The following is an 18,933-nucleotide window of genomic DNA, read 5'->3' as shown; positions in this document are numbered from 1 at the left end:
TGGCGGCGAATTCAAATTGCGCGGCTTGCTTTGCGGCAATTCGGCGATGCCGTTCGTTCGCTAAGAGATGATGATGGAAACGCTGACCACGGTGCTCAAATGGACTGCTTCCGGCAGCGGGATCATCGCAGCGTTGATGGTGTCGCTCGATTCGGGGCGGCGGGTGACCGGCTGGGGGTTCGTGATCTTCGTCGGGTCCGCCCTCTGCTGGATCGCCGGCGCGGTGCTGGCGCGCGACGGGGCGCTGGGCACGCAGAATGGCGTGCTGCTCGGGATCAACGCGTTCGGCGTCTATCGCTATCTGATCCGCAAGAAGGCGCCCAGCTGATCCCCGCTTACCCTTAACGTCAACGCGTGATAGCAAGCACGGCGATGAGGATGTTGCCGCTCGCTCTGTTGTTGATTGCCGCGCCCGCGCCGGGGCAGGACGCGCCGCCGATCAAAACACTTCCAGTAGCGCCGCCCGCACCGCAGGTTATCGATCCGCTGGTGTCTTCGGTCGATGGACTGCCGATCAGCGCGCTGCCCGCGCAGCGATTGCCGGCCAAAGGCTGTGCGGCATTTCTGTGGACGCGGACGCCGAGCATGGCGCTGGTGGCGATGGCAACCACCGATCCCGCGGCGTTGCGGGTAACGATCGACGGCAAGGTGGCGGATCTTGCGATCAGCGCGCAGAACGGAATCGGCGGCCTCGGTTACTCGCAGATCACCGAATATAAAGGCGGCGGCGCGACGGCGACCTTGCAAGTCGCTGTGAAGACCGACGCCAGTGCGCCGAAAAGCGGGTCGATTTCCGATGCGACGCTCCGCATCGACCGCACGGGCCAAGCCAGCGTCATCATACCGGTCGCCGGGGCGATCGGCTGCGCCTGAACAATCGGAGAGGAACGAAGCGATGACGATGCACGACATCCTGGCGGCGCAGCGCGCGGCGTTCATGGCCGAATTGCCGGTCAGCCTCAGTGTGCGCAAGGATCGCTTGAAGCGCGCCGCCGCGATGATCGCCGACAATGCCGACCGTTTGTGCGACGCGCTGAGCGAGGATTTCGGGCATCGCAGCCGCGAACAGTCGATGCTGACCGATATCGCCGCTTCGGTCGCGCCGCTCAAACATGCGCTGAAGCACGTGGGCAGCTGGTCGCGCCCAGAGCGCCGGCCGGTGACCGCACCGCTCGGGCTGCTCGGCGCCAAGGGCTGGATCGAATTCCAGCCCAAGGGCGTGGTCGGCGTGATCTCGCCGTGGAATTTTCCGGTCAACCTGATCATGGCGCCGCTGGCCGGCGTCTTCGCGGCGGGCAATCGCGCGATGGTCAAGACCAGCGAGTTCACGCCGCGCGTCGCCGCCTTGTTCGAGGAAATCTGCCCCAGCTATTTCGCCGCGGACGAGCTCGCCTTCGTGTCGGGTGGGCCGGAGGTCGGCAAGGAGTTTTCGGGGCTGACGTTCGATCACCTGATCTTCACCGGCGCCACCGGGATCGGCCGGCACATCCTCCACGCCGCGGCAGACAATCTGACGCCGGTGACGCTCGAACTCGGCGGCAAGTCGCCGGTGATCTTCGGACGCTCGGCTGACGTCAAACGGGGCACCGAACGCGTCGCGATCGGCAAGATGCTCAATGCCGGTCAGATCTGCCTGGCGCCCGATTACATGCTGGTGCCCGCGGATCAGGAACAAGCGGTGGTCGATGGCCTGAAGCAATCGGTGTCGGCGATGTACCCGACCTTGCTCGCCAATCCTGACTACACCTCGATCATCAACGATCGCCATCACCAGCGGCTGCAGGACTGGCTGGAGGATGCCCGCGCCAAGGGGGCGACGATCGAGACGGTCAACCCGGCGAACGAGGATTTCGCCGCGTCGAACAGCCGCAAGATGCCGCTCCACATCATCCGCGACGCCACCGACGACATGACGGTGATGCAGGAAGAGATTTTCGGGCCGATCCTGCCGGTGCGGCGCTATGACGATATCGATGCCGCGATCGCCGAGGTGAACCGGCGCGACAGGCCGCTGGGGCTCTATTATTTCGGCAGCGATGACAGGGAGCGCCGCCGCGTGCTCGATCGCACGATCTCGGGCGGCGTGACCTTGGACGACGTGATCTTCCACATCTCCAACGAGGAGTTGCCGTTTGGCGGCATCGGCCCGTCGGGGATGGGTGCGTATCACGGGCATGACGGGTTCAGGACGTTCAGCCACGCCAAGGCGGTGTACCGCCAGTCGCGCTTCGATATCGCCAAGCTCGCTGGCCTCAAGCCGCCATATGGCAAGGCGACGATGGCCTCTGCCAGGCGGCAGATGAAATAGGCCGGACAAAGCAGGGGCCGCCCGAAGGCGGCCCCAAGTGATGCTGCTGTTTGCCAAAGCAGTGCGGCCGATATGGTCGGAAACCTAACGATTCGCAATCCGCTGACGCGTTTGCTCATACCCATTTCGAGCTTAGGACATAGCTTATGCCGCTCTGAAGATCGGTATATTCGGCGGAAGGGAGTGTCTGGAAGAAAAGAAGAAGTTCTAATGCTGAAGACAGAAAGAGCTAATTTTGATTAATATAACCAAAGTTATACTTGAATAACATCTTATATCTTTGGTGTCGTATTAGGCCATATTTTTACCATAAAGACGTAAACGTCCTATTTACTATAGCTACTACTACCTACAAAATTCCCACAGATCCCGATTGAACAGCGAGTCGTCGACGGGAGATGATGAATTCGCGGAATAAATTAGGAGTAGACCATGATCTCGACCTTTCGAGCCTCTGCGAGTGCGATTGTCGCGCTCGCAGTCTCCGTCGCCCCGATTCCGGCATTCGCCGCGGTCACCCTTGTCGATCCGACGCCGGCAGCCGATCCCGGGCAGGTTGTTCTTCCCGGAATGCAGGCGACCTGTGACGCGGCGGCATTGGTGCACGACACCGATGGTGCGGGCGGCGACATCTGGACCGGCCAAGTGGTCCTCGGCCCAGTGACGCTGGCGGCTGGACCTGTCGAAACCGGCACCCATTCGATTACCGACGCAATTCCCGGCACCCTGGTCGGCGCCGGTACCTTTACCCCGGCGCATGTCGAAATTCTTGGCGACCCGTATCGCAACGGCGGCAGCGTCAACATGTTCGGGATCAAGCAGGCCGTCGGGGGCCATTACAGCGCCAGCACCTATGATTTCATGGGAACGTTCAAGACGACGTACGCCCATGCGTTCAGCTGCGACATCCTCAAGGCGGTCTATCATCCCGCCGTGGACATTTACCATCCGGCGGTCGGCATCTACGTCATCAACGGTGACTTCGGCGATTCCGAGGATGCGGTTCGGGGCAATTGCGCCGCCTTCACCGCACAAGGCTCGGATCCGCTGAACCTCCCGAGCTGGTGGGGCGACCCGTTCCATGGCGGCAGCGACGCCAATCCGCACTGCAAGTTCCAGGGCACCGCCGCTTACACCGAACACCATGATGCCTATAACGATCCGGCGACGTTGCAGGGCAACGAAGCGCAGACTGCGGTCAACGTCGACCAGACCAATGCGCTCCGCGCCCACGAGGATGCTGGCGAAGGCTTCGACACCAGTGCGACGCTGATCATCGGCCAGGTCGTTGTCTGCATCTCGCCGAGCAAGACGGGCACGAAGTTGCCGGGTGCCTGGAGCAAGCAGAACGGCTATACCGGCGACAAGTGCACGACTGTCTGGTACAATGGTGGTGCGACTGTCGGCGTCCCGAACCTCAATGACGGCAGCCACAATTGGGTCACGGTTCCGGTGATCTGATTTGCCAGCTAGCTGAACTTCAAAAAGCCTCGCCAGCTGACACTGGCGGGGCTTTTGATTCCCGGCGGCGGTGAGCTGCGCCGGCTCAAAATGCCTTGCGAAGGCCGATCGTGATCGCGCGCCCGAGCGGGTTCAGCAGATAGGGCTGATATCGTGTCGGCGTCAGTCCGTTGCCGTCACGAACCCGTTGCTTGGAATCCAGCAGATTGGTGACCGACAACGACAAGCGCGCTCCTTTCAACACGCTGCTGCCCCGTGCCAGGGTGCCAAGATCAGCGAAAAGCCGCATATCGACGCTGGTCTGCGCCGAAAAAAAGAGGTCGCTTGGCGAGGGCGTATCGGCGGATTTGATCAGCGTTGCGCTGCGCCAGATGCCGGAAAGCTGCATCCCCACACCCCGAGCCGCGAGGTTGGCCGAAACCCGGACGGTGTGCCGAGCCAAGCCCCCGCCATATCCAGTCGCGCCCCCGGCCAGCAGGTCGACCTCGGGCAGGCCAAGCTGGGCCCGACGCACGCTGCGGAGGATCCAATTGTGCTCGATACTGAAATTGAAGCGTGGTCGGCCGTCGAACGAAAAAGCTCCGTCGGGATCGCTCCCCGGGCCAGCCGCGCGTTTCCGGCTCGGCTTTCCGAGCGAACCGTGAAAGTCGATCCGCGAGTGCAACTGGTCGCTATTGTCGTACGCAAAGGCGACCGGCCGGCTGTCGACCAGCGTCAGAACGCCGTTGGCGTCGCGCACGAAGCGATCGGGAAATGCCGCCTGGACCTGCGCGTTGACAGGGGGGAGTGTCGACTGAAGATTGGTGGTTCGCCGCCTGGAATATTCGGTGGACAGGATGAGATTCGCGTTACTGAACGGCAGATAAGTGGCCCCGACCGACCAGATTCTCCGCCTGGCGACGGGCAGGTTGGGATTACCCCCGGTAATATAGCGGACCTGGACCGTCTGTCCGGTGACAAAGTCGAAAATACGATAATTATCGTAGACGATCTGCGGGTCGCTGAGCGTCTGGGCCGAAGGCGCTTGCCGCTGCAGGTCGAACGAGCCGCGGACATTCAGTGACCTGGCCGGTTGCCACGCCAGGCCGGCGCCGAAATCCTCGACCGTCCCGATCCGGTTGAGCCTGCGGATCGCTCCATTGAGGTCGAGCTCCAAATTGCCGATCGGCGACTTGTCGCCGAGGAGGGGAACCTGAAGGTTGCCCGAAAGTGCCGCTTCGTTTTGCGTAAACTTCGTCACGTTCGGCACCGACAGGAATTCCCACCGTCCATTGAGTCGGTCGGTTCGCACCGTCGCTGTCACTGCGGCTCGCACCGGACCCGCCGGCAATTTCAACACCCGACCGGAAAGCGTCGCCCGCAACGACGCATTGTCGCTGCGCGAACGCGAAAAATTGTAGCGGAGCGCCGTCAGGTCGGCGGGCAGCGCTCCGAACGGGTTCACCGTCCCGGCGCTGATCGCGGCCTGGAGCAGGGTCGGATCGAAGGCTGCCTGGCTGTCGGTCCTGGCGGCCAGGTGTTGCCAATTCCCGGCAACGCGCAGGTTCCAGTTCCCGACCGGCGTCGTGAAATCGCCGCCAAGCTCGAGATTGGCGTTGTGCCCCTGCTGGCGCAGCGCATCGCCGACGTATCGAGCGATCCTGACATCGCGCGTGAACGGCGAAAATGGGGTACCGGCCGGCAGCAATAGCGACACGCCGGCAAGGCCCGACTGCGAGTCCGTGCTCACCCATTCCGCGCGCGCATTGAGCGAGAGCGCTGTCTTGCCCCATTGCCGCGCAATGTTGCCGTTCACCGAGAAGGTGCGCTTGCCAGCAGTAAGCGTGCGAAAATCACGAACATCGGTAAAATTGGGTTTGTTGGCATTGGCTGCCAACGCACCCAATGTCGGCGCCGCATTGCCGGCTGGAACCGGTGCGACAGCGACCATTTGTCCCGCGAGCGCACTCAACGCCGGGTCGATCTCCGCGCCAAAGATCGTAGAGGCGAAAATATTGCCGCGTGTATCATAGGGTGCCGTCAGCGGCTCGCTGACGATGTTGCGGTCGCTTTCGAACAGCGGGTCGACCCGCTCGGCGCGTAGGACCAGGCTGTCGCGATTGCCGTCCTTCAGCCGCAACAAGTTGATCTCGCCCTTGTAACTTCGTCCCGCACCAGCGGTTGCGAACGTGCCTTCGGCGTTTCCGGTGAGTTGTCGGTGGTTATTCTTGAGCACCACATTGATCACCCGCCGGGTTGGGCGTTCACCCAGCCGACCGGCAACACGTTGCGGTAATACCTGGATCTTGCGGATCGCTTCGGTCGGAAGGTCGTTCACCGTGTTCAGCCCGGTGGTTTCCCGACCATTGATCAGGATCACCGGGCCTTCACCTGACGAATCGGCCGCGCCGCCCACGTCATCGAGTAGGTCGCCGACGCTGTTGGCGCCGTATGCGGCAATATCTTCTTCGTTGAGCTCGTTTTCCGGTGCGACACCCGGCAACACGCCCTGTCGGGATGCGTAAATGATGATGTCATCCGCAGTTCCAGGCTGCTGATCCTGAGGACCAGCGGTCTGGTCCGCCTTTTCCGGCTGAAGGGCCGCGAACAGGAATGGCTCGTCCATGGCACGCGCACCTGTCGCACCGGCACAAGCGAAACACAGCACGCAGCTACTATAAAATATGCTCGAAGTTCTCCCCATGAATATTGGTAACATCGAGATTTAGAAAATAACAGGCCAGGGTTTACTACGTAAATCCAAATTCGGGTCTGTTATAACTATCGATATATATTGTCGGATAGTTGCGTCTATTGAGGAAATTGGCTGGCGCTGTCATGCATGGCCAACGACCTCGGCTTTCAAGGCGGGCGCTGGCGCATGATCGGCGCCTGTTCGAGCCTGTCGTTCGACTGCTACCTTGCGGATCGCGGCGGCGAGTTGCGCCTGACCGAACGGCTTGCCGAGTTTGACGATGCTCTGAAATGCCATTTCGGGCAGTTCGCCATAGCCCGATGCCAGGATGATCGGCAGGTCGCCGACCAATTCGTGCGCCTGCTCGATCAATTGCGCGCCGGTCATGCCCGGCATTGCCTGATCGGTGATCAGCAGATCGATCGCCGCTCCCCCGCGGAGCACCGCCAGTGCCTCCGCCGCCGAGCTGGCTTCGATCGCGACATGCCCCATATCCTCGAGCAAGGCGGCGGTGTTCATCAGCACGAGGCTGTCATCGTCCACCACCAGGATGCGGAGGTTGCGCTGTTGGTCGACGATCGCGGCCGGTGCCGTCGGCTCAGGCACGGCTTTATCGCATTCATTCGTAACCGGCAGCCACAGTTCGGCGGTGGTGCCGCGTCCGACGACGCTGTGCAGGGCCAGTCCGCCTTTCATTTGCTCGGCAAGGCCATGGATCATCGACAGGCCCAGCCCGGTGCCCTTGCCGACTCCCTTGGTCGTGAAGAACGGCTCGGTCGCGCGCGCCAGCGTCTCGGCGTCCATGCCGGACCCTGTATCGACGACGGCGAGCTTGACGTAACCCCCGGGATCGAGGCCATCGACCTCCCTGTCGCGCACCGTGACTTCGCTTGCGGCAACCGTGATCGCGCCACCGTCGGGCATTGCATCGCGCGCGTTGACCGCGAGGTTCATCAGCGCCATTTCGAGCTGATTGGCATCGGCGAGCACCGGCGGGAGCGACAGCGGAAATTTCAGCCCGATCGGGTGCGAAGGGCCGAGCGTGCGCTGGAGCAGATCGCTCATGCCGCGGACGAGTCCGGGCACGTCGACCGGCTCCGGATTGAGTTCCTGGCGGCGCGCGAAGGCGAGCATGCGCTGCGTGAGCGCGGCGCCGCGTTCGGCGCCTTGCCGGGCATTGTCGATCAGCCGTTGCGCGGAAGCGTCGCCCGAGACGCGCCGTTCGAGGAGCGTCAGGCTGCTGAGGATGGCCATCAGCAAATTGTTGAAATCATGCGCCACACCGCCGGTCAGTTGACCGATCGCTTCCATCTTCTGCGACTGGAACAGCGCCTCGCGCGCGAGGTCGAGCTTGCGCTGCGCATCGTCGCGTTCGGTCACGTCGCGCGTCACCTTCGCGTAACCGATGAGCTCGCCTTTGTCGCCTAGGATAGGGTCGAGCACCACGCTGGCGCGAAACCGGCTGCCGTCCTTGCGAACGCGCCAACCCTCCGCGGCGAAGCGGCCCTGCTCGCGCGCGATCGACAGAGCGCGTTGGGGCTCGCCGGCCAGGCGATCCTCTTCCGTATAGAAGCGCGAGAAATGGGCGCCAATGGCCTCGGCGGGCGTATAGCCCTTGATTCGTTCGGCACCCGAATTCCAGCTGACGATATGGCCTTCGGGATCGAGGCGATAGATCGCATAATCGGTCACGCTCTGGACCAGCAGCCGGAATTGCTCCTCGCTCTGGCGCAAGGATTCCGCGGCGGCCTGGCGTTCGGTCAAGTCTCGGGTGATCTTGGCGAAACCGATCAGCGCGCCGTCCTTCGCCCAGATCGGGTCGATGACGACATGCGCCCAGAAACGTTCGCCATCCTTGCGGATCCGCCAGCCTTCCTGTTCGAACTTGCCTTCGGTGCGGGCTATGGCCAGCGCCCGCGCCGGCAATCCGTCGCTGCGATCTTCCGGCGAATAGAAACGCGAAAAATGCTGGCCGATGATTTCATCGGCGGTGTAGCCTTTGAAGCGTTGCGCGCCCGCATTCCAGTTGGTGACGATCCCGTCTGGGTCGAGCATGTAGATCGCATAGTCGGTGATCGCATCGACCAGCAGGCGGTATCGATCGTTTTCCGACTTCGTGTCGGTGTGACGTAGTTCGCGATCCACTCGGTCCCCTTCGTCGTGCCGTGCCGCTGACACGTTAGCCAGATTCAACCGCGTGGCACGCCAAAGGTTCCGGGTCCCTTCATCGCGAAAGCCGCCTCAATCCAGGCATTCGGACCGGCCGCGCTCGAGCCAGCGGCGCTCCGCGCCTGCCGGTGCGAGGGCGAGAGCGGCGTCATAGGCCCGGCGCGCGGCATCGGCGAGTCCGAGCCGCGCCAACAGGTCGGCGCGCAACGCGTGATAGGGAAGGTAATCAGCCAGGCCGGCGTGGCTGAGCGCGTCGACCTCCTCGAACGCAATCGCCGGTCCACGCACTTCGGCCAATGCTACTGCGCGGTTGAGGCGCGTAACGGGATCGTCTCGGCAAGCGAGCAGCGCGTCATAAAGGGTCAGAATCGCGGGCCAGGGCGGCGCATCGGCGAGCGACCCTCTTGCACACCATTCAGCATGGATCAGCGCCTGCACGCCGCGCGCTGGAAGTGGATGCGTCAGGATGCGGGCGAGATAGCGGCGACCTTCGGTGATTAGCGAGGTATCCCACAACATCGGATCCTGTTCGGCGAGTGGCACCATCATGCCATCAGCATCGACCCGTGCCGGCCGGCGCGCTTCGGCGAAGCGGACAGTCGCAGCGAGCGCCTGCACTTCCGGTTCGGTCGGGAGCATCGCCGCGAGTGCCGCCGTGATCCCCAGCATCTCTTCGGCATAACCGGCATGGCGTCCGGTTCCGGCGCCGTCGGCGTGCGCATGGGCATAGGCGACTTCCAGTGTCGACAGCACGGCATCGAGCCGCTCGCTCCAGTGATCGGGGCCGGGCACCTCGAACGGAACGCCAGCATCGGCGATCTTGCGCTTGGCGCGAGTCAGCCGCTGCAGCAACGCGGGTTCGGCGATCAGGAAAGCGCGCGCGATCTCCTGCGCCGACAGGCCGCACACCAGCCTGAGCGTGAGCGCGGCGCGCGCGTCGGGATGGATGGCGGGGTGGCAGCAGACGAAGATCAGCCGCAACCGTTCGTCAGGGATCAGCGGTGCGGCGGTCATCAACTCCTCCACGGTCGGTTCGGGCTCCGGCTCTGGCAGGGCGGTCGCATGGCGTACCGCGCTGCGCCGCAAGCTATCGAGCGCGACACGGGTCGCGACACGATAGAGCCAGCCCGCCGGATTGGCCGGCGGGGCGTCGGCCCAGGCGGAAAGCGCCCGGGCGCACGCCTCCGCCAGCGCTTCCTCGGCAAGGTCGAGGTCGCGGAAGCGGGCGGCGAGCGCGGCAGTGATCCGCCCGCCGTCCGCCCGCAGCACCGGCTCGATCATCACTTGCCCGGCGGGTGGAGCAACGGCCGGATTTCGATCGAGCCGTCGAAGCGGACGGGCACGCGGCGCGCGACCGCGATCGCGTCGTCCAGATTGTCCGCCTCGATCACGTAATAACCGCCGAGCTGTTCGCGCGTTTCGGCGAAGGGGCCGTCATGGATCGTCTGCTTGCCGTTAACGGTGCGGACCGTGGTCGCAGAGGAGGTCATCGCCAACCCGGCGCCGGTCTTATACTGGTCGCCCAGGTCGCTGACGAGGTCCCAGTGCTTGGCGACGATCGCCTGCATCTCTGGCGTATCGTTCTTGTCGCCATAGACGCTCTCGTCCTCGTAGATCAGGATCATGTAATGCATCTTATATCTCCCGCGACCGCCGGAATGCGATCGTACCGCGGAGACGCGCAAGGGGGAGCGGATTCGACAGGCGCCGGAAAATTTTTCGATTGGCGCCGCTATCCCTCGAGGCCGTATTTCTTTGCGCGGTCGGCTACTTTGGGATCGATGGCGATCGCCGCGGCGCGATCGGCCTTGGCCTGGCCGTCCTGACCCGATTTCGCTTCGACCAGCCCACGCATATAGAGCGACCAGGCGCTGCGCGGGTTGATCGTCAGCGCTGCGTTATAATCCGCCAGCGCTTGTTTCCATTCGCCGCGACGCACCCGGATCAGCGCGCGGCTGTCAAGGATGGAGGCGTCGCGCGGCAGCGCCCGGAGCGCGGCATTGCAATCGTCCATCGCCTTGTCGAGGTCGCGATTGAGCAGACCGCGTACCCAGCAACGGCCGTTGAGCGCGATTCCCCGGCTGCTGTCTTCAGGGTGGCTCTTGAGCCACGAGTCGAAACTGGGCAGCGCGGCGTCGGGCGCGCCGAGGCGATCGTATAACGACGCAACGGCCAGACGCTTATCGGATGAGGGGGCGAGGGCGCTGTCGGCTGCCTTCACGTCCTCCAGCGCGCCGGCCTCGTTGCCACCGCGCAGCCGGAATTGCGCGCGCTGCAGCCGCGCATCGGCATAATCGGGAGAAAGGCTGATCGAGCGGTCGAGATCGGCGAGCGAGCCGGCGCGGTTGCCATTCGCGAAGCGGGCCTCGGCGCGCTGATAGAAATAGCGGCTCTCATTAGGGGCAAGCGCGATCGCCTTGTCGAAATCGGCCAGTGCCTCGGTCAGCTTATGGTTGGAAGCATAGGTCGCGCCGCGCCGCGAGAATTCCTCCGCCGTCGTCGGGTCGGCGGCCTTGTCGGTAAGGTCGAGCGGCTTGCCGTCGACCGACCGCGCGCCTTTGGGCGACAGGCCGAACACCGGGCCGCCTTCATAGGTGACGAACATCCTGTGGGTCGCGTTCGACACGAACATCCGGTGGGTCAGGAAGAAGTCGACCCCGATCAGCATGTCCGCATTGCCGAGATCGAGTTGCGATATGCGAATCCTGGGCTTGTTGATCGCCTCGCCGCCGATATCGATCTTGTCGAACGTGGCGAGCCAGGTCGGCACCTTGCGCGTGCCAAGTCCGCCGCCATTGCCGACGAATTCCACGCCCGGCGTGTCCGGCGTGACGCCCAGTCGCTTGGCAGTCGCCAACGACAGGAGCGAGCTCTGTGCTCCGGAATCGAACAGGGCTTTGATCTTGACGCCGTTGAGCATGACGGTGGCGATCGTGTGGGGGCGGAACATACCGTCCGGATTTCCCTCGAGATCCAGCATCGTATACGGCTTATCACCGGCCCAATAGGCGAGACCCGTGCGACCGCAGCCATTGGTCTTCATCAGCCGCACCGCGCCGTGCGGCAGATCATATTCGACATCGGCGAGGCCGAGGATGTTCTGCCCGATCAGGCCGGTCGATCCCATATCGCTGCCGCCCACGACGAATTCGACTTTCGGAAGCTTGATCCCAGCCAGCGAGAAAGTGTCGGTTTCCGCGATGCCTGCCGACGTGTCCCCGCCAATTCCTCTCAGCCTGAACCAGGGTGGTGCCGCCGACACTTTCAGCCCGAATTCGGCAGCACTTGCTCGCGAGATGGTGCTGTAGAACGCGCCGCTGTCGAGGATGAAGCGCGCGGTCTTGTCACCGAAGCGGGCATCGACGATCGGCGAGCGCCCCGTCATCGTGATCGGGAATTCGGCGATCTTTGCCGCTTGGCACTTGCTGGCGGGCGGGATTGGGGCGGCCAGCGCGCCCAACAATGCAATCAGACTCGTCGCGCCCATCAGAACCCCCCAGCACGTTGCGTGCAAGCTATGCCAAATTTCCAATTCGCTTAGCAAGATAGGGGCCCGCGGATCGATCGATATGCCGGACAAGAAAAAGCCCGGCGGCCGGGTGGGCCGCCGGGTAGGTTCGCGCCTGATGACAAGGGGCGCGCAAGCGTTGAGCGTCAGGCCGCGACGGGCATCTGCACCGGCGGCAGGCGGTTGCCGAGATTGCCCAACGTGCCGATCACCGCACGCCGCATCGGGTGCCAGAAGGCGGAGAGCGTGAGCAGCGCCGATCCGATCACGAACGCGGTAAAGGCCATCGACAGTTCGACCGCACCCGCCTGCTGGAACAGCATCGACAGGGCGTAGAGAACATAGGCCAGGCTCGATACCAGCAATGCGCGGCGATCGATCGCCAGCGCGATGAAGGCGAACACAAGGTATAGCGCCATCACGATCAGTGCTTGGGCAACCCCGATCTGGCCCTGGAACACGCCGAGCATGTGGAACACCGAATGAGCGATCATCGGCGCGGCGGCGAGGTGCAACCAGAAGGCGACGTCGCTGCGCCGCGTCGTGCGGGTCAGGTCCGATCCGTCCCACCACATCGCCAGCGCGAAGGTGCCGATGCCGCCGACCAACACCAGCGGGAAAATGCCATCCTCGTTGACATGCGTTACCGCGACATACAGCGCGACCAGGGCAGCGACGCCGCTTGCTGCGCCCACGGCGACGGTGATCGGCACCATGAACCGCTTCCAGTGCAGCCAGGTCGCACCACCGGTCACCAATGCGATACCGGTCGCGATGAGTGCATTCGTCTGGTCGCTCCAGTCCGGGTTGATGTCGACCAAGGTGCCGACCATCGTCGCCGCGACGCCGCCGGCGAACGCGAGCAGCAGAATGATGCTGGGGAGTGCCATGCGCCGGACGCGGGTGAAATATTCGGCCAACGCCCAGGCCGCGATGGTGACCCCAAGCCCACCCAAGCCCGTCTTTACCCAACCGCCGAGCCAGCCGATCGACGTCAGCAACAGCGCGATGGCGATGGCGACGAATATATCGTTGAACCCGGTCAACAACCGGAAGCTTTCCTCGTCGACCGCAGGCGACGCGCGCATTGCGGCGGTATGCTGGCGGAAAGCGTCAGCGGTCGATTGCGGGATCACACCCGCCGCCACCGCGCCCTCCAGATCGCTTTCACTATACATGGCACTCCTCCTCTGAGGAGATCATGTACCATAGGTGATTTAGTGTAGCAATACACCAAAGGGGCGGTTCAATGCGGTCCGCTGGCCCGGTACGCGGCCAACACAATATCGTAATTGCCGAGCACTCGCTCCTCGAGGTCGGTGTCGCAATATTCGACCACTTCGGCGATCTTGCCGTCGCGGAAGTGGAAGATGAAGCAATAATGGTTGTCGTACCGCTCGCCGGATTTGAGCATCACGTCGCCGCGCACTTCCGCAACCACCATCTCGCCTTCGGCCACCAGATTGATCGCATGTGCGGTATAGTCGGTCGCGAACAAGCCGAAGAGGGGGCGCAGCAAGTCGCGATGGATCGCCTCCTGGCCATCGAACCGTCGCGACCAGCTGCAATGACCGGGAAAACGCCAGACATAATCCGGATGGACCGATGCCGCGAAGACACTGCGGTCGCCCTGCGCCATGGCGGCATAGATGCGTTCGATCACTTGCTTGTTCCGCTCGGCGCTCATGACTTTCTCCTTATCCCGCAACGTCATGGGCTTGGGTTGACTATCCTGAAAATGAATAGTTCTGATATTGCGCATGTCGGAATTGGATATCGGTCGCTACGACCTGAACTTGTTGCGTGCCCTGTTGGCGATGATCGAAAGCGGCAGCGTTACCCGGGCTGCGCAGATAATATCGGTGTCGCAACCCGCGATGAGCCGCATTCTCGCTCGGCTGCGCGAGGATTTTGGCGACCCGCTGCTGGTGCGCAGCGGAGCGGGGATGAAGCGCACGCCGCGTGCCGAGGCACTCGCCGATCCCGTCCGGGCGTTGCTCAAGCAAGCGGCCGCCTTGTACGAGGGCGAAGCGTTCGACCCGGCAGGAGCGCAGCGCGTGTTCCGGGCGGCGATCCCCGACGTCGTCGCCGCGACGGTGCTCGCACCATTGATCGAGGCAATGGCGCGCGAGGCGCCCGGCTGCCGGATCGACCTCATTCCCTGGCCACGGCCGAACGATCCGGTGATCGCCACGCTCGATTTCGCGATCAGTACCGACACTGGCTTGTTCGCCGGGCTGCGCATGGCGCCCTTGTTCGACGACCATGATCTGCTCGCTGTCCATGTCGGGCAGCCGGCAACCTGGCGGCAGGTGCTCGAAATGCTCGATGCGCCGCATGTCGCGGTGGTCGGGGCCGGGGCGACGAGCGACCCGGTCGACGATTGGTTGGCGGCCCAGGGCCTGCACCGTCGCATCGCCGCGGTGGTGCCGCATTATCTGCAGGCGCTGATGGCGGTCGCGCGGACCGATCTCGTCGCCATCCTGCCGTCGCGGCTGATCGCCGCTTATGGGCCGAAGCTCGACGTGCGCGGGGTCGAGCTGCCGATCGAGCAGAGCATCGATCGGCATTTCCTGTTCCACCCGGTCGAACGCGACGCCGACGCGGCGTCGGTGTGGCTGAGGGATTTGATTCAGCGGACGGTGGGGGAATAAAAATTCCTCCCCGGCACGGGGAGGGGGACCGCCGCTGAAGGCGGTGGTGGAGGGGGCCCTCCACCGCTGACTTCCAGGCCTGTTGTTGGTTTGTCGCGGGCCCCCTCCACCATTGCTGCGCAATGGTCCCCCTCCCCGTGCCGGGGAGGATTTGAGGGTCGCCTCAACCCCCGGTCAGTTTCTTCATGATCGACATCGACTGTTCGTTGCCCGATTGCGGGGTGAGCTCGCCGGTGCGGTCGGTGATCTCGGCCCAATGCGCCGCGACGCCTTCGGGCGACAGCTCGTCGCCGGTCAGCAGCTTGCCCTGGGTCAGCGTGACGTACGCTGCCTGGAACACGCCGGCGCCGGCGCCGACGATCGCGTTGGTCGGCGCGTCCTCGCTGACCAGATAGAGTGCGGCAGGGGCGACCTTCTCCGGCGCGAATGCCTTGAACGCCTCGGCCGGGAACAGATCCTCGGTCATCCGTGTGCCGGCGGTCGGGGCGATCGTGTTGACCTTGATGTTGTACTTCGCGCCTTCGAGGTAGAGCGTCTTGGTCAGCCCGGCGAGGCCGAGTTTGGCGGCGCCGTAATTGGCCTGACCGAAATTGCCGAACAGCCCGGTCGACGACGCCGTCATCAGGATGCGGCCATAGGCCTGTTCGCGCATCGTCTCCCATACCGCCTTGGTGCAATTGGCCGATCCGTTGAGGTGGACGTCGACGACGAACTTGAAATCGGCCGGCTCCATCTTGGCGAAGCTCTTGTCGCGCAGCACGCCGGCATTGTTGATCAGGATGTGGACGCCGCCCCAGGCTTCCTTGGCCTTGGCGACCATCTCGACCATCTGCTCATATTCGGTGACGCTGCCGCCGTTCGACATCGCCTCGCCGCCCGCGGCCTTGATCTCCTCGACGACCTTGAGCGCGGCGTCCGAATGACCGGTGCCGTCGCGCGCGCCGCCCAAGTCGTTGACGACGACCTTCGCGCCGCGCGCCGCCAGCGCCAGTGCATATTCGCGGCCCAGGCCCCCGCCCGCGCCGGTCACGATAGCTACCTTGTCGTCGAAACGGATGGTCATGAAGTGCTCCCTAAATGGTTTGAGCGCTTCCTAGCCAAAGGTACGCGCCGTGCAAGCCCGCCATACCGCAGACACGAAAAACCCGGCGCGGGCGTGCCGACCCGCGCCGGGAGAGGGAGCTTACGACCCGTTTCTTGTCGTTACTTGGGATCGTTACGCTGGATGCACTTGTCGAACTGACCGCGCTTGCAGGGCGGGTAGCTTGCCAGTGGTGCTGGCGGCGGAAACGCCACGTCGGGCGGTGGCGCCGGCTGAAACACGATTGTCGCGCCAGGAGGGGGTGGGGGCGCCGGCGGCGGGGCATAGCCCCTCGGGGGGGCGCCCGCGCTTTGCGCGGGGGGCGGCTGGGTCGACGCCGGATTCTCCTGCGCCAATGCAGGCATCGTCACAGCGATGGCGGCCAAAAGGATCAATCTCATCCCGACCTCCTCCGGTACGGCGGAGCCGGGCGTCGACCGGCTCCGCTTCATTCAGGCGATCAGAGCGGTCATTTCCCCGGTGGGCGGGGTGTCGTGTGCAGGCGCGCGCCGTTCGGCGCCGAATGCTCCTTGCAATGATCGACGACGGTCTTGGTGCACCACGGCACGTCAGCACCGGTAGCGGGGGCAGCAGCGTCAGGCAGCGGCTGCACGACAGGCGCCGGCGGTCCCATAGTCATGGTTGCAGCGCCAGCGGGCGGTCCCGGCGGTGCGGGCATCGGCGCTGGCGGCGGCGGAGTTGGGTCGACAGGAGCCGGCGCGGTCTGGGGATCGGGGGCAGGTGGCGGCGCGGGCGTATTCTGCGCAATGGCGGGCATCGCGATCATGGCGGCCGCCGCAACGAGTATCAACTTCATGCGACTCTCCTGGTTCTGCACGATCTCAGCGTGACAGGGGCCAAACGCGCCACACCCGAATTTGCTCCCTCGTTTCGGATGCGATTCTTTACGCCCCCGAATCGAGGGCATAGCCCGCCGATCGCACCGTCCGGATGACGTCGGGTCTGTCGCCGCGATTGATCGCCTTGCGCAGCCGTCGAATGTGGACGTCGACCGTGCGGCTCTCGATGTCGCTATCATGTCCCCATACCGCGTCGAGCAGGCGCTCACGGCTGAACACCCAGCCGGGATGTTCGAGGAAATGCTTGAGCAGGCGGAATTCGGTCGGGCCAAGCGGCACGACTTCGCCGCTGCGGCGCACTTTATGCCCGACCGTGTCCATCTCGATATCGCCATAAGTCAGCTGCTCGCCGGCCAGCGCCGGGCGCACGCGGCGCAGCACCGCGCCGACCCGCGCGACCAGTTCGCGGGGAGAAAAAGGCTTGGTGACGTAATCGTCGGCGCCGGTCTCGAGCCCGCGGACGCGATCCTCTTCTTCACCGCGCGCGGTCAGCATGATGATCGGGATGTTCGCGGTCTCGGGCATGCGGCGGAGACGCCGGCACACCTCAATTCCCGATAATCCCTCGACCATCCAGTCGAGCAGGACGATGTCGGGAGTCGCTTCCTTGGCGAGCAGCAACGCCTCTTCGCCGTCGGGCGTGTGCGCGACCTCGAAATCCTCGCGTTTGAAATGGTAGACCAGCAATTCCGCCAGCGCGGCGTCGTCTTCAACCAGCAACATCTTGGCGCGTGCCATCACATTTCCCCTGATTTGCCGCGCTCACGCTCGGTCATTTGCGTGCCGGTAGCGGCGAAATAAATCATCTCGGCGACGTTCGTAGCGTGGTCGCCGATCCTCTCCAGATTCTTGGCGACGAACAGCAGGTGGGCGACCTGACCGATCGTCGCGGGATTTTCGACCATATAGGTCACCAGCATGCGGAAGATGCTGTCGTAGAAATCGTCGAGCGCCTGGTCGCGCATGCAGACATCCACCGCGGCCCGCGCGTCTCGCGCGGCGAAGGCGTCGAGCGCGTCGTGCACCATTTCGGCGGCCATCTTGCCCATCGCCGGGATGACCGAGATCGGCTCGATACGATGCTCGCTCTCGATCATCGGCACCCGCTTGGCGATATTCTTGGCGTAATCGCCGATCCGCTCGATCACGCCGGCGATCTTCAAGGCGGCGACGACTTCGCGCAGGTCGTTGGCCATCGGGGCGCGCAGCGCGATGATGCGGACAGCCAGCGTTTCCACTTCGGCCTCGATCACGTCTATCTGCTTGTCGGCGAGGCGGACTTGCTGCGCCAGGTCGAGATCGACCCGCTGCAACGCATTCATCGCGTCGTGGATCGCGCGCTCGGCCAGACCGCCCATCTGGCTGATCAGGCCGCGCAGTTGACCGATCTCGTCGTCGAACACCTTGACCGTATGTTCCTGGCCCGTTGCCATTCGCTCAAACTCCTCAGCCATAACGGCCGGTGATGTAATCGCGCGTCCGCTCTTCGCGCGGGTTGGTGAAGATGTCCGACGTCTGACCGTATTCGACCAGCTGGCCGAGGTGAAAGAAGGCGGTGCGCTGCGACACGCGCGCGGCTTGCTGCATGTTGTGGGTGACGACGACGATCGCGTAGCGGCCCTTCAATTCGTGGATAAGTTCCTCGATCTTGGCGGTGGCGATCGGGTCGAGCGCCGAGCACGGCTCGTCCATCAGGATCACTTCGGGATCGACCGCGATCGCGCGCGCGATGCACAAACGCTGCTGCTGGCCGCCCGACAGAGCGGTGCCGCTATCCGACAGCCGATCCTTTACCTCGCCCCACAGGCCGGCGCGCGCCAGCGAGCGTTCGACGATGCGATCCATGTCGGCCTTGGACGACGCCAGGCCATGGATGCGCGGACCATAGGCGACATTCTCGTAGATCGACTTGGGGAAGGGGTTGGGCTTCTGGAACACCATGCCGACGCGTGCGCGCAACTGAACCACGTCCATTTCGCGCGCATAGACGTCTTCGCCGTCGAGCCGGATATCGCCTTCGACCCGCGCCGAGGCGATCGTGTCGTTCATCCGGTTGAGCGTGCGCAGGAAAGTCGATTTGCCGCAGCCCGACGGGCCGATGAACGCGGTCACCTTGTCCTGGTCGATATCGATCGACACATCGCTGATCGCTTGCGCCGCGCCGTACCAGACGCTGACATTGTGCGCGGTCATCTTGTGATCAGAGGGAGTCTTGTTG

General features: G+C 63.9%; 17 protein-coding genes. 5 read left to right on the top strand and 12 right to left on the bottom strand.

Annotated features, from left to right (window positions below; translation table 11 throughout):
- Positions 1-73 precede the first annotated feature (73 nt).
- The 4 genes from AC1DRD_RS14050 (at position 74) to AC1DRD_RS14035 (ending at position 3,769) form a co-directional block, all read left to right on the top strand.
- A complete protein-coding gene (locus tag AC1DRD_RS14050; RefSeq protein WP_478029382.1) occupies positions 74-328 on the top strand; it encodes a hypothetical protein in 255 nt (84 codons plus the stop codon).
- 50 nt (positions 329-378) lie between these two features.
- Positions 379-873 carry a hypothetical protein gene (locus tag AC1DRD_RS14045; RefSeq protein WP_478029381.1) on the top strand — a complete coding sequence of 165 codons (495 nt, stop codon included), beginning with the start codon at positions 379-381 and terminating at the stop codon, positions 871-873.
- A 22-nt stretch (positions 874-895) separates the two neighbouring features.
- Positions 896-2,308, top strand: coding sequence for a coniferyl aldehyde dehydrogenase (locus tag AC1DRD_RS14040; RefSeq protein WP_478041835.1), 1,413 nt, complete (start codon positions 896-898; stop codon positions 2,306-2,308).
- A gap of 432 nt (positions 2,309-2,740) precedes the next feature.
- The gene (locus AC1DRD_RS14035) at positions 2,741-3,769 is read left to right on the top strand and encodes a hypothetical protein (protein WP_478041834.1); all 1,029 of its coding nucleotides are present in this window, start codon (positions 2,741-2,743) and stop codon (positions 3,767-3,769) included.
- Positions 3,770-3,854: 85 nt separating this feature from the next.
- Here AC1DRD_RS14035 and AC1DRD_RS14030 read toward each other — a convergent pair whose 3' ends face one another.
- The 7 genes from AC1DRD_RS14030 to AC1DRD_RS14000 all read right to left on the bottom strand — a co-directional run bounded on the left by AC1DRD_RS14030 (position 3,855) and on the right by AC1DRD_RS14000 (position 13,807).
- The gene (locus tag AC1DRD_RS14030; RefSeq protein ID WP_478041833.1) at positions 3,855-6,374 is read right to left on the bottom strand and encodes a TonB-dependent receptor; all 2,520 of its coding nucleotides are present in this window, start codon (positions 6,372-6,374) and stop codon (positions 3,855-3,857) included.
- A 210-nt stretch (positions 6,375-6,584) separates the two neighbouring features.
- Positions 6,585-8,588, bottom strand: a complete 2,004-nt coding sequence (locus AC1DRD_RS14025; protein ID WP_478041832.1) for a hybrid sensor histidine kinase/response regulator — start codon at positions 8,586-8,588, stop codon at positions 6,585-6,587.
- Positions 8,589-8,684: 96 nt separating this feature from the next.
- Complete coding sequence (locus AC1DRD_RS14020; protein WP_478041831.1) at positions 8,685-9,893, bottom strand: RNA polymerase sigma factor; 1,209 nt, start codon at positions 9,891-9,893, stop codon at positions 8,685-8,687.
- Positions 9,893-10,246: a YciI family protein gene (locus AC1DRD_RS14015; protein WP_478029375.1), complete on the bottom strand. Its 354-nt coding sequence runs from the start codon at positions 10,244-10,246 to the stop codon at positions 9,893-9,895. The genes AC1DRD_RS14020 and AC1DRD_RS14015 overlap by 1 nt, the downstream gene beginning before the upstream one ends.
- A gap of 98 nt (positions 10,247-10,344) precedes the next feature.
- Positions 10,345-12,099 (bottom strand): aspartyl protease family protein, encoded by a 1,755-nt coding sequence (locus tag AC1DRD_RS14010; protein WP_478041830.1) that lies wholly within the window; start codon positions 12,097-12,099, stop codon positions 10,345-10,347.
- A gap of 167 nt (positions 12,100-12,266) precedes the next feature.
- The gene (locus tag AC1DRD_RS14005; protein WP_478041829.1) at positions 12,267-13,298 is read right to left on the bottom strand and encodes a hypothetical protein; all 1,032 of its coding nucleotides are present in this window, start codon (positions 13,296-13,298) and stop codon (positions 12,267-12,269) included.
- Between the two features lie 68 nt (positions 13,299-13,366).
- Positions 13,367-13,807: a nuclear transport factor 2 family protein gene (locus tag AC1DRD_RS14000; protein WP_478041828.1), complete on the bottom strand. Its 441-nt coding sequence runs from the start codon at positions 13,805-13,807 to the stop codon at positions 13,367-13,369.
- 73 nt (positions 13,808-13,880) lie between these two features.
- Here AC1DRD_RS14000 and AC1DRD_RS13995 point away from each other — a divergent pair, with 73 nt between their 5' ends.
- Positions 13,881-14,774, top strand: coding sequence for a LysR family transcriptional regulator (locus AC1DRD_RS13995; protein WP_478041827.1), 894 nt, complete (start codon positions 13,881-13,883; stop codon positions 14,772-14,774).
- Between the two features lie 163 nt (positions 14,775-14,937).
- Here AC1DRD_RS13995 and AC1DRD_RS13990 read toward each other — a convergent pair whose 3' ends face one another.
- From AC1DRD_RS13990 to pstB, 5 genes are all read right to left on the bottom strand, one after another.
- The gene (locus AC1DRD_RS13990; RefSeq protein ID WP_478041826.1) at positions 14,938-15,837 is read right to left on the bottom strand and encodes an SDR family NAD(P)-dependent oxidoreductase; all 900 of its coding nucleotides are present in this window, start codon (positions 15,835-15,837) and stop codon (positions 14,938-14,940) included.
- 487 nt (positions 15,838-16,324) lie between these two features.
- Entirely contained in the window at positions 16,325-16,672 is a 348-nt protein-coding gene (locus tag AC1DRD_RS13985; protein WP_478041825.1) for a hypothetical protein, read from the bottom strand.
- Positions 16,673-16,760: 88 nt separating this feature from the next.
- On the bottom strand, positions 16,761-17,453 hold the full coding sequence (gene phoB, locus AC1DRD_RS13980) for a phosphate regulon transcriptional regulator PhoB (RefSeq protein ID WP_066809495.1): 693 nt from the start codon (positions 17,451-17,453) through the stop codon (positions 16,761-16,763).
- Entirely contained in the window at positions 17,453-18,148 is a 696-nt protein-coding gene (gene phoU, locus AC1DRD_RS13975; RefSeq protein WP_478029367.1) for a phosphate signaling complex protein PhoU, read from the bottom strand. Before phoU ends, phoB begins: the two co-directional genes overlap by 1 nt.
- A 13-nt stretch (positions 18,149-18,161) precedes the next feature.
- Entirely contained in the window at positions 18,162-18,908 is a 747-nt protein-coding gene (pstB, locus tag AC1DRD_RS13970) for a phosphate ABC transporter ATP-binding protein PstB (protein WP_478029544.1), read from the bottom strand.
- Positions 18,909-18,933 lie beyond the last annotated feature (25 nt).

It is taken from the genome of Sphingomonas sp. P4_G2, from assembly GCF_056401155.1.
The sequence above is the reverse complement of the archived record's forward strand: the minus strand, read 5'-3'. Positions and strand labels throughout refer to the sequence as shown.

What these genes read in the sequence shown, in the direction of transcription:
- AC1DRD_RS14050 (WP_478029382.1), top strand. Translation starts at nt 74, where the DNA reads ATGGAAACGCTGACCACGGTGCTCAAATGGACTGCTTCCGGCAGCGGG.
- AC1DRD_RS14045 (WP_478029381.1), top strand. Translation starts at nt 379, where the DNA reads ATGTTGCCGCTCGCTCTGTTGTTGATTGCCGCGCCCGCGCCGGGGCAG.
- AC1DRD_RS14040 (WP_478041835.1), top strand. Translation starts at nt 896, where the DNA reads ATGACGATGCACGACATCCTGGCGGCGCAGCGCGCGGCGTTCATGGCC.
- AC1DRD_RS14035 (WP_478041834.1), top strand. Translation starts at nt 2,741, where the DNA reads ATGATCTCGACCTTTCGAGCCTCTGCGAGTGCGATTGTCGCGCTCGCA.
- AC1DRD_RS14030 (WP_478041833.1), bottom strand. Translation starts at nt 6,374, where the DNA reads ATGGACGAGCCATTCCTGTTCGCGGCCCTTCAGCCGGAAAAGGCGGAC.
- AC1DRD_RS14020 (WP_478041831.1), bottom strand. Translation starts at nt 9,893, where the DNA reads ATGATCGAGCCGGTGCTGCGGGCGGACGGCGGGCGGATCACTGCCGCG.
- AC1DRD_RS14015 (WP_478029375.1), bottom strand. Translation starts at nt 10,246, where the DNA reads ATGCATTACATGATCCTGATCTACGAGGACGAGAGCGTCTATGGCGAC.
- AC1DRD_RS14010 (WP_478041830.1), bottom strand. Translation starts at nt 12,099, where the DNA reads ATGGGCGCGACGAGTCTGATTGCATTGTTGGGCGCGCTGGCCGCCCCA.
- AC1DRD_RS14005 (WP_478041829.1), bottom strand. Translation starts at nt 13,298, where the DNA reads ATGTATAGTGAAAGCGATCTGGAGGGCGCGGTGGCGGCGGGTGTGATC.
- AC1DRD_RS14000 (WP_478041828.1), bottom strand. Translation starts at nt 13,807, where the DNA reads ATGAGCGCCGAGCGGAACAAGCAAGTGATCGAACGCATCTATGCCGCC.
- AC1DRD_RS13995 (WP_478041827.1), top strand. Translation starts at nt 13,881, where the DNA reads ATGTCGGAATTGGATATCGGTCGCTACGACCTGAACTTGTTGCGTGCC.
- AC1DRD_RS13990 (WP_478041826.1), bottom strand. Translation starts at nt 15,837, where the DNA reads ATGACCATCCGTTTCGACGACAAGGTAGCTATCGTGACCGGCGCGGGC.
- AC1DRD_RS13985 (WP_478041825.1), bottom strand. Translation starts at nt 16,672, where the DNA reads ATGAAGTTGATACTCGTTGCGGCGGCCGCCATGATCGCGATGCCCGCC.
- phoB (WP_066809495.1), bottom strand. Translation starts at nt 17,453, where the DNA reads ATGGCACGCGCCAAGATGTTGCTGGTTGAAGACGACGCCGCGCTGGCG.
- phoU (WP_478029367.1), bottom strand. Translation starts at nt 18,148, where the DNA reads ATGGCAACGGGCCAGGAACATACGGTCAAGGTGTTCGACGACGAGATC.
- pstB (WP_478029544.1), bottom strand. Translation starts at nt 18,908, where the DNA reads ATGACCGCGCACAATGTCAGCGTCTGGTACGGCGCGGCGCAAGCGATC.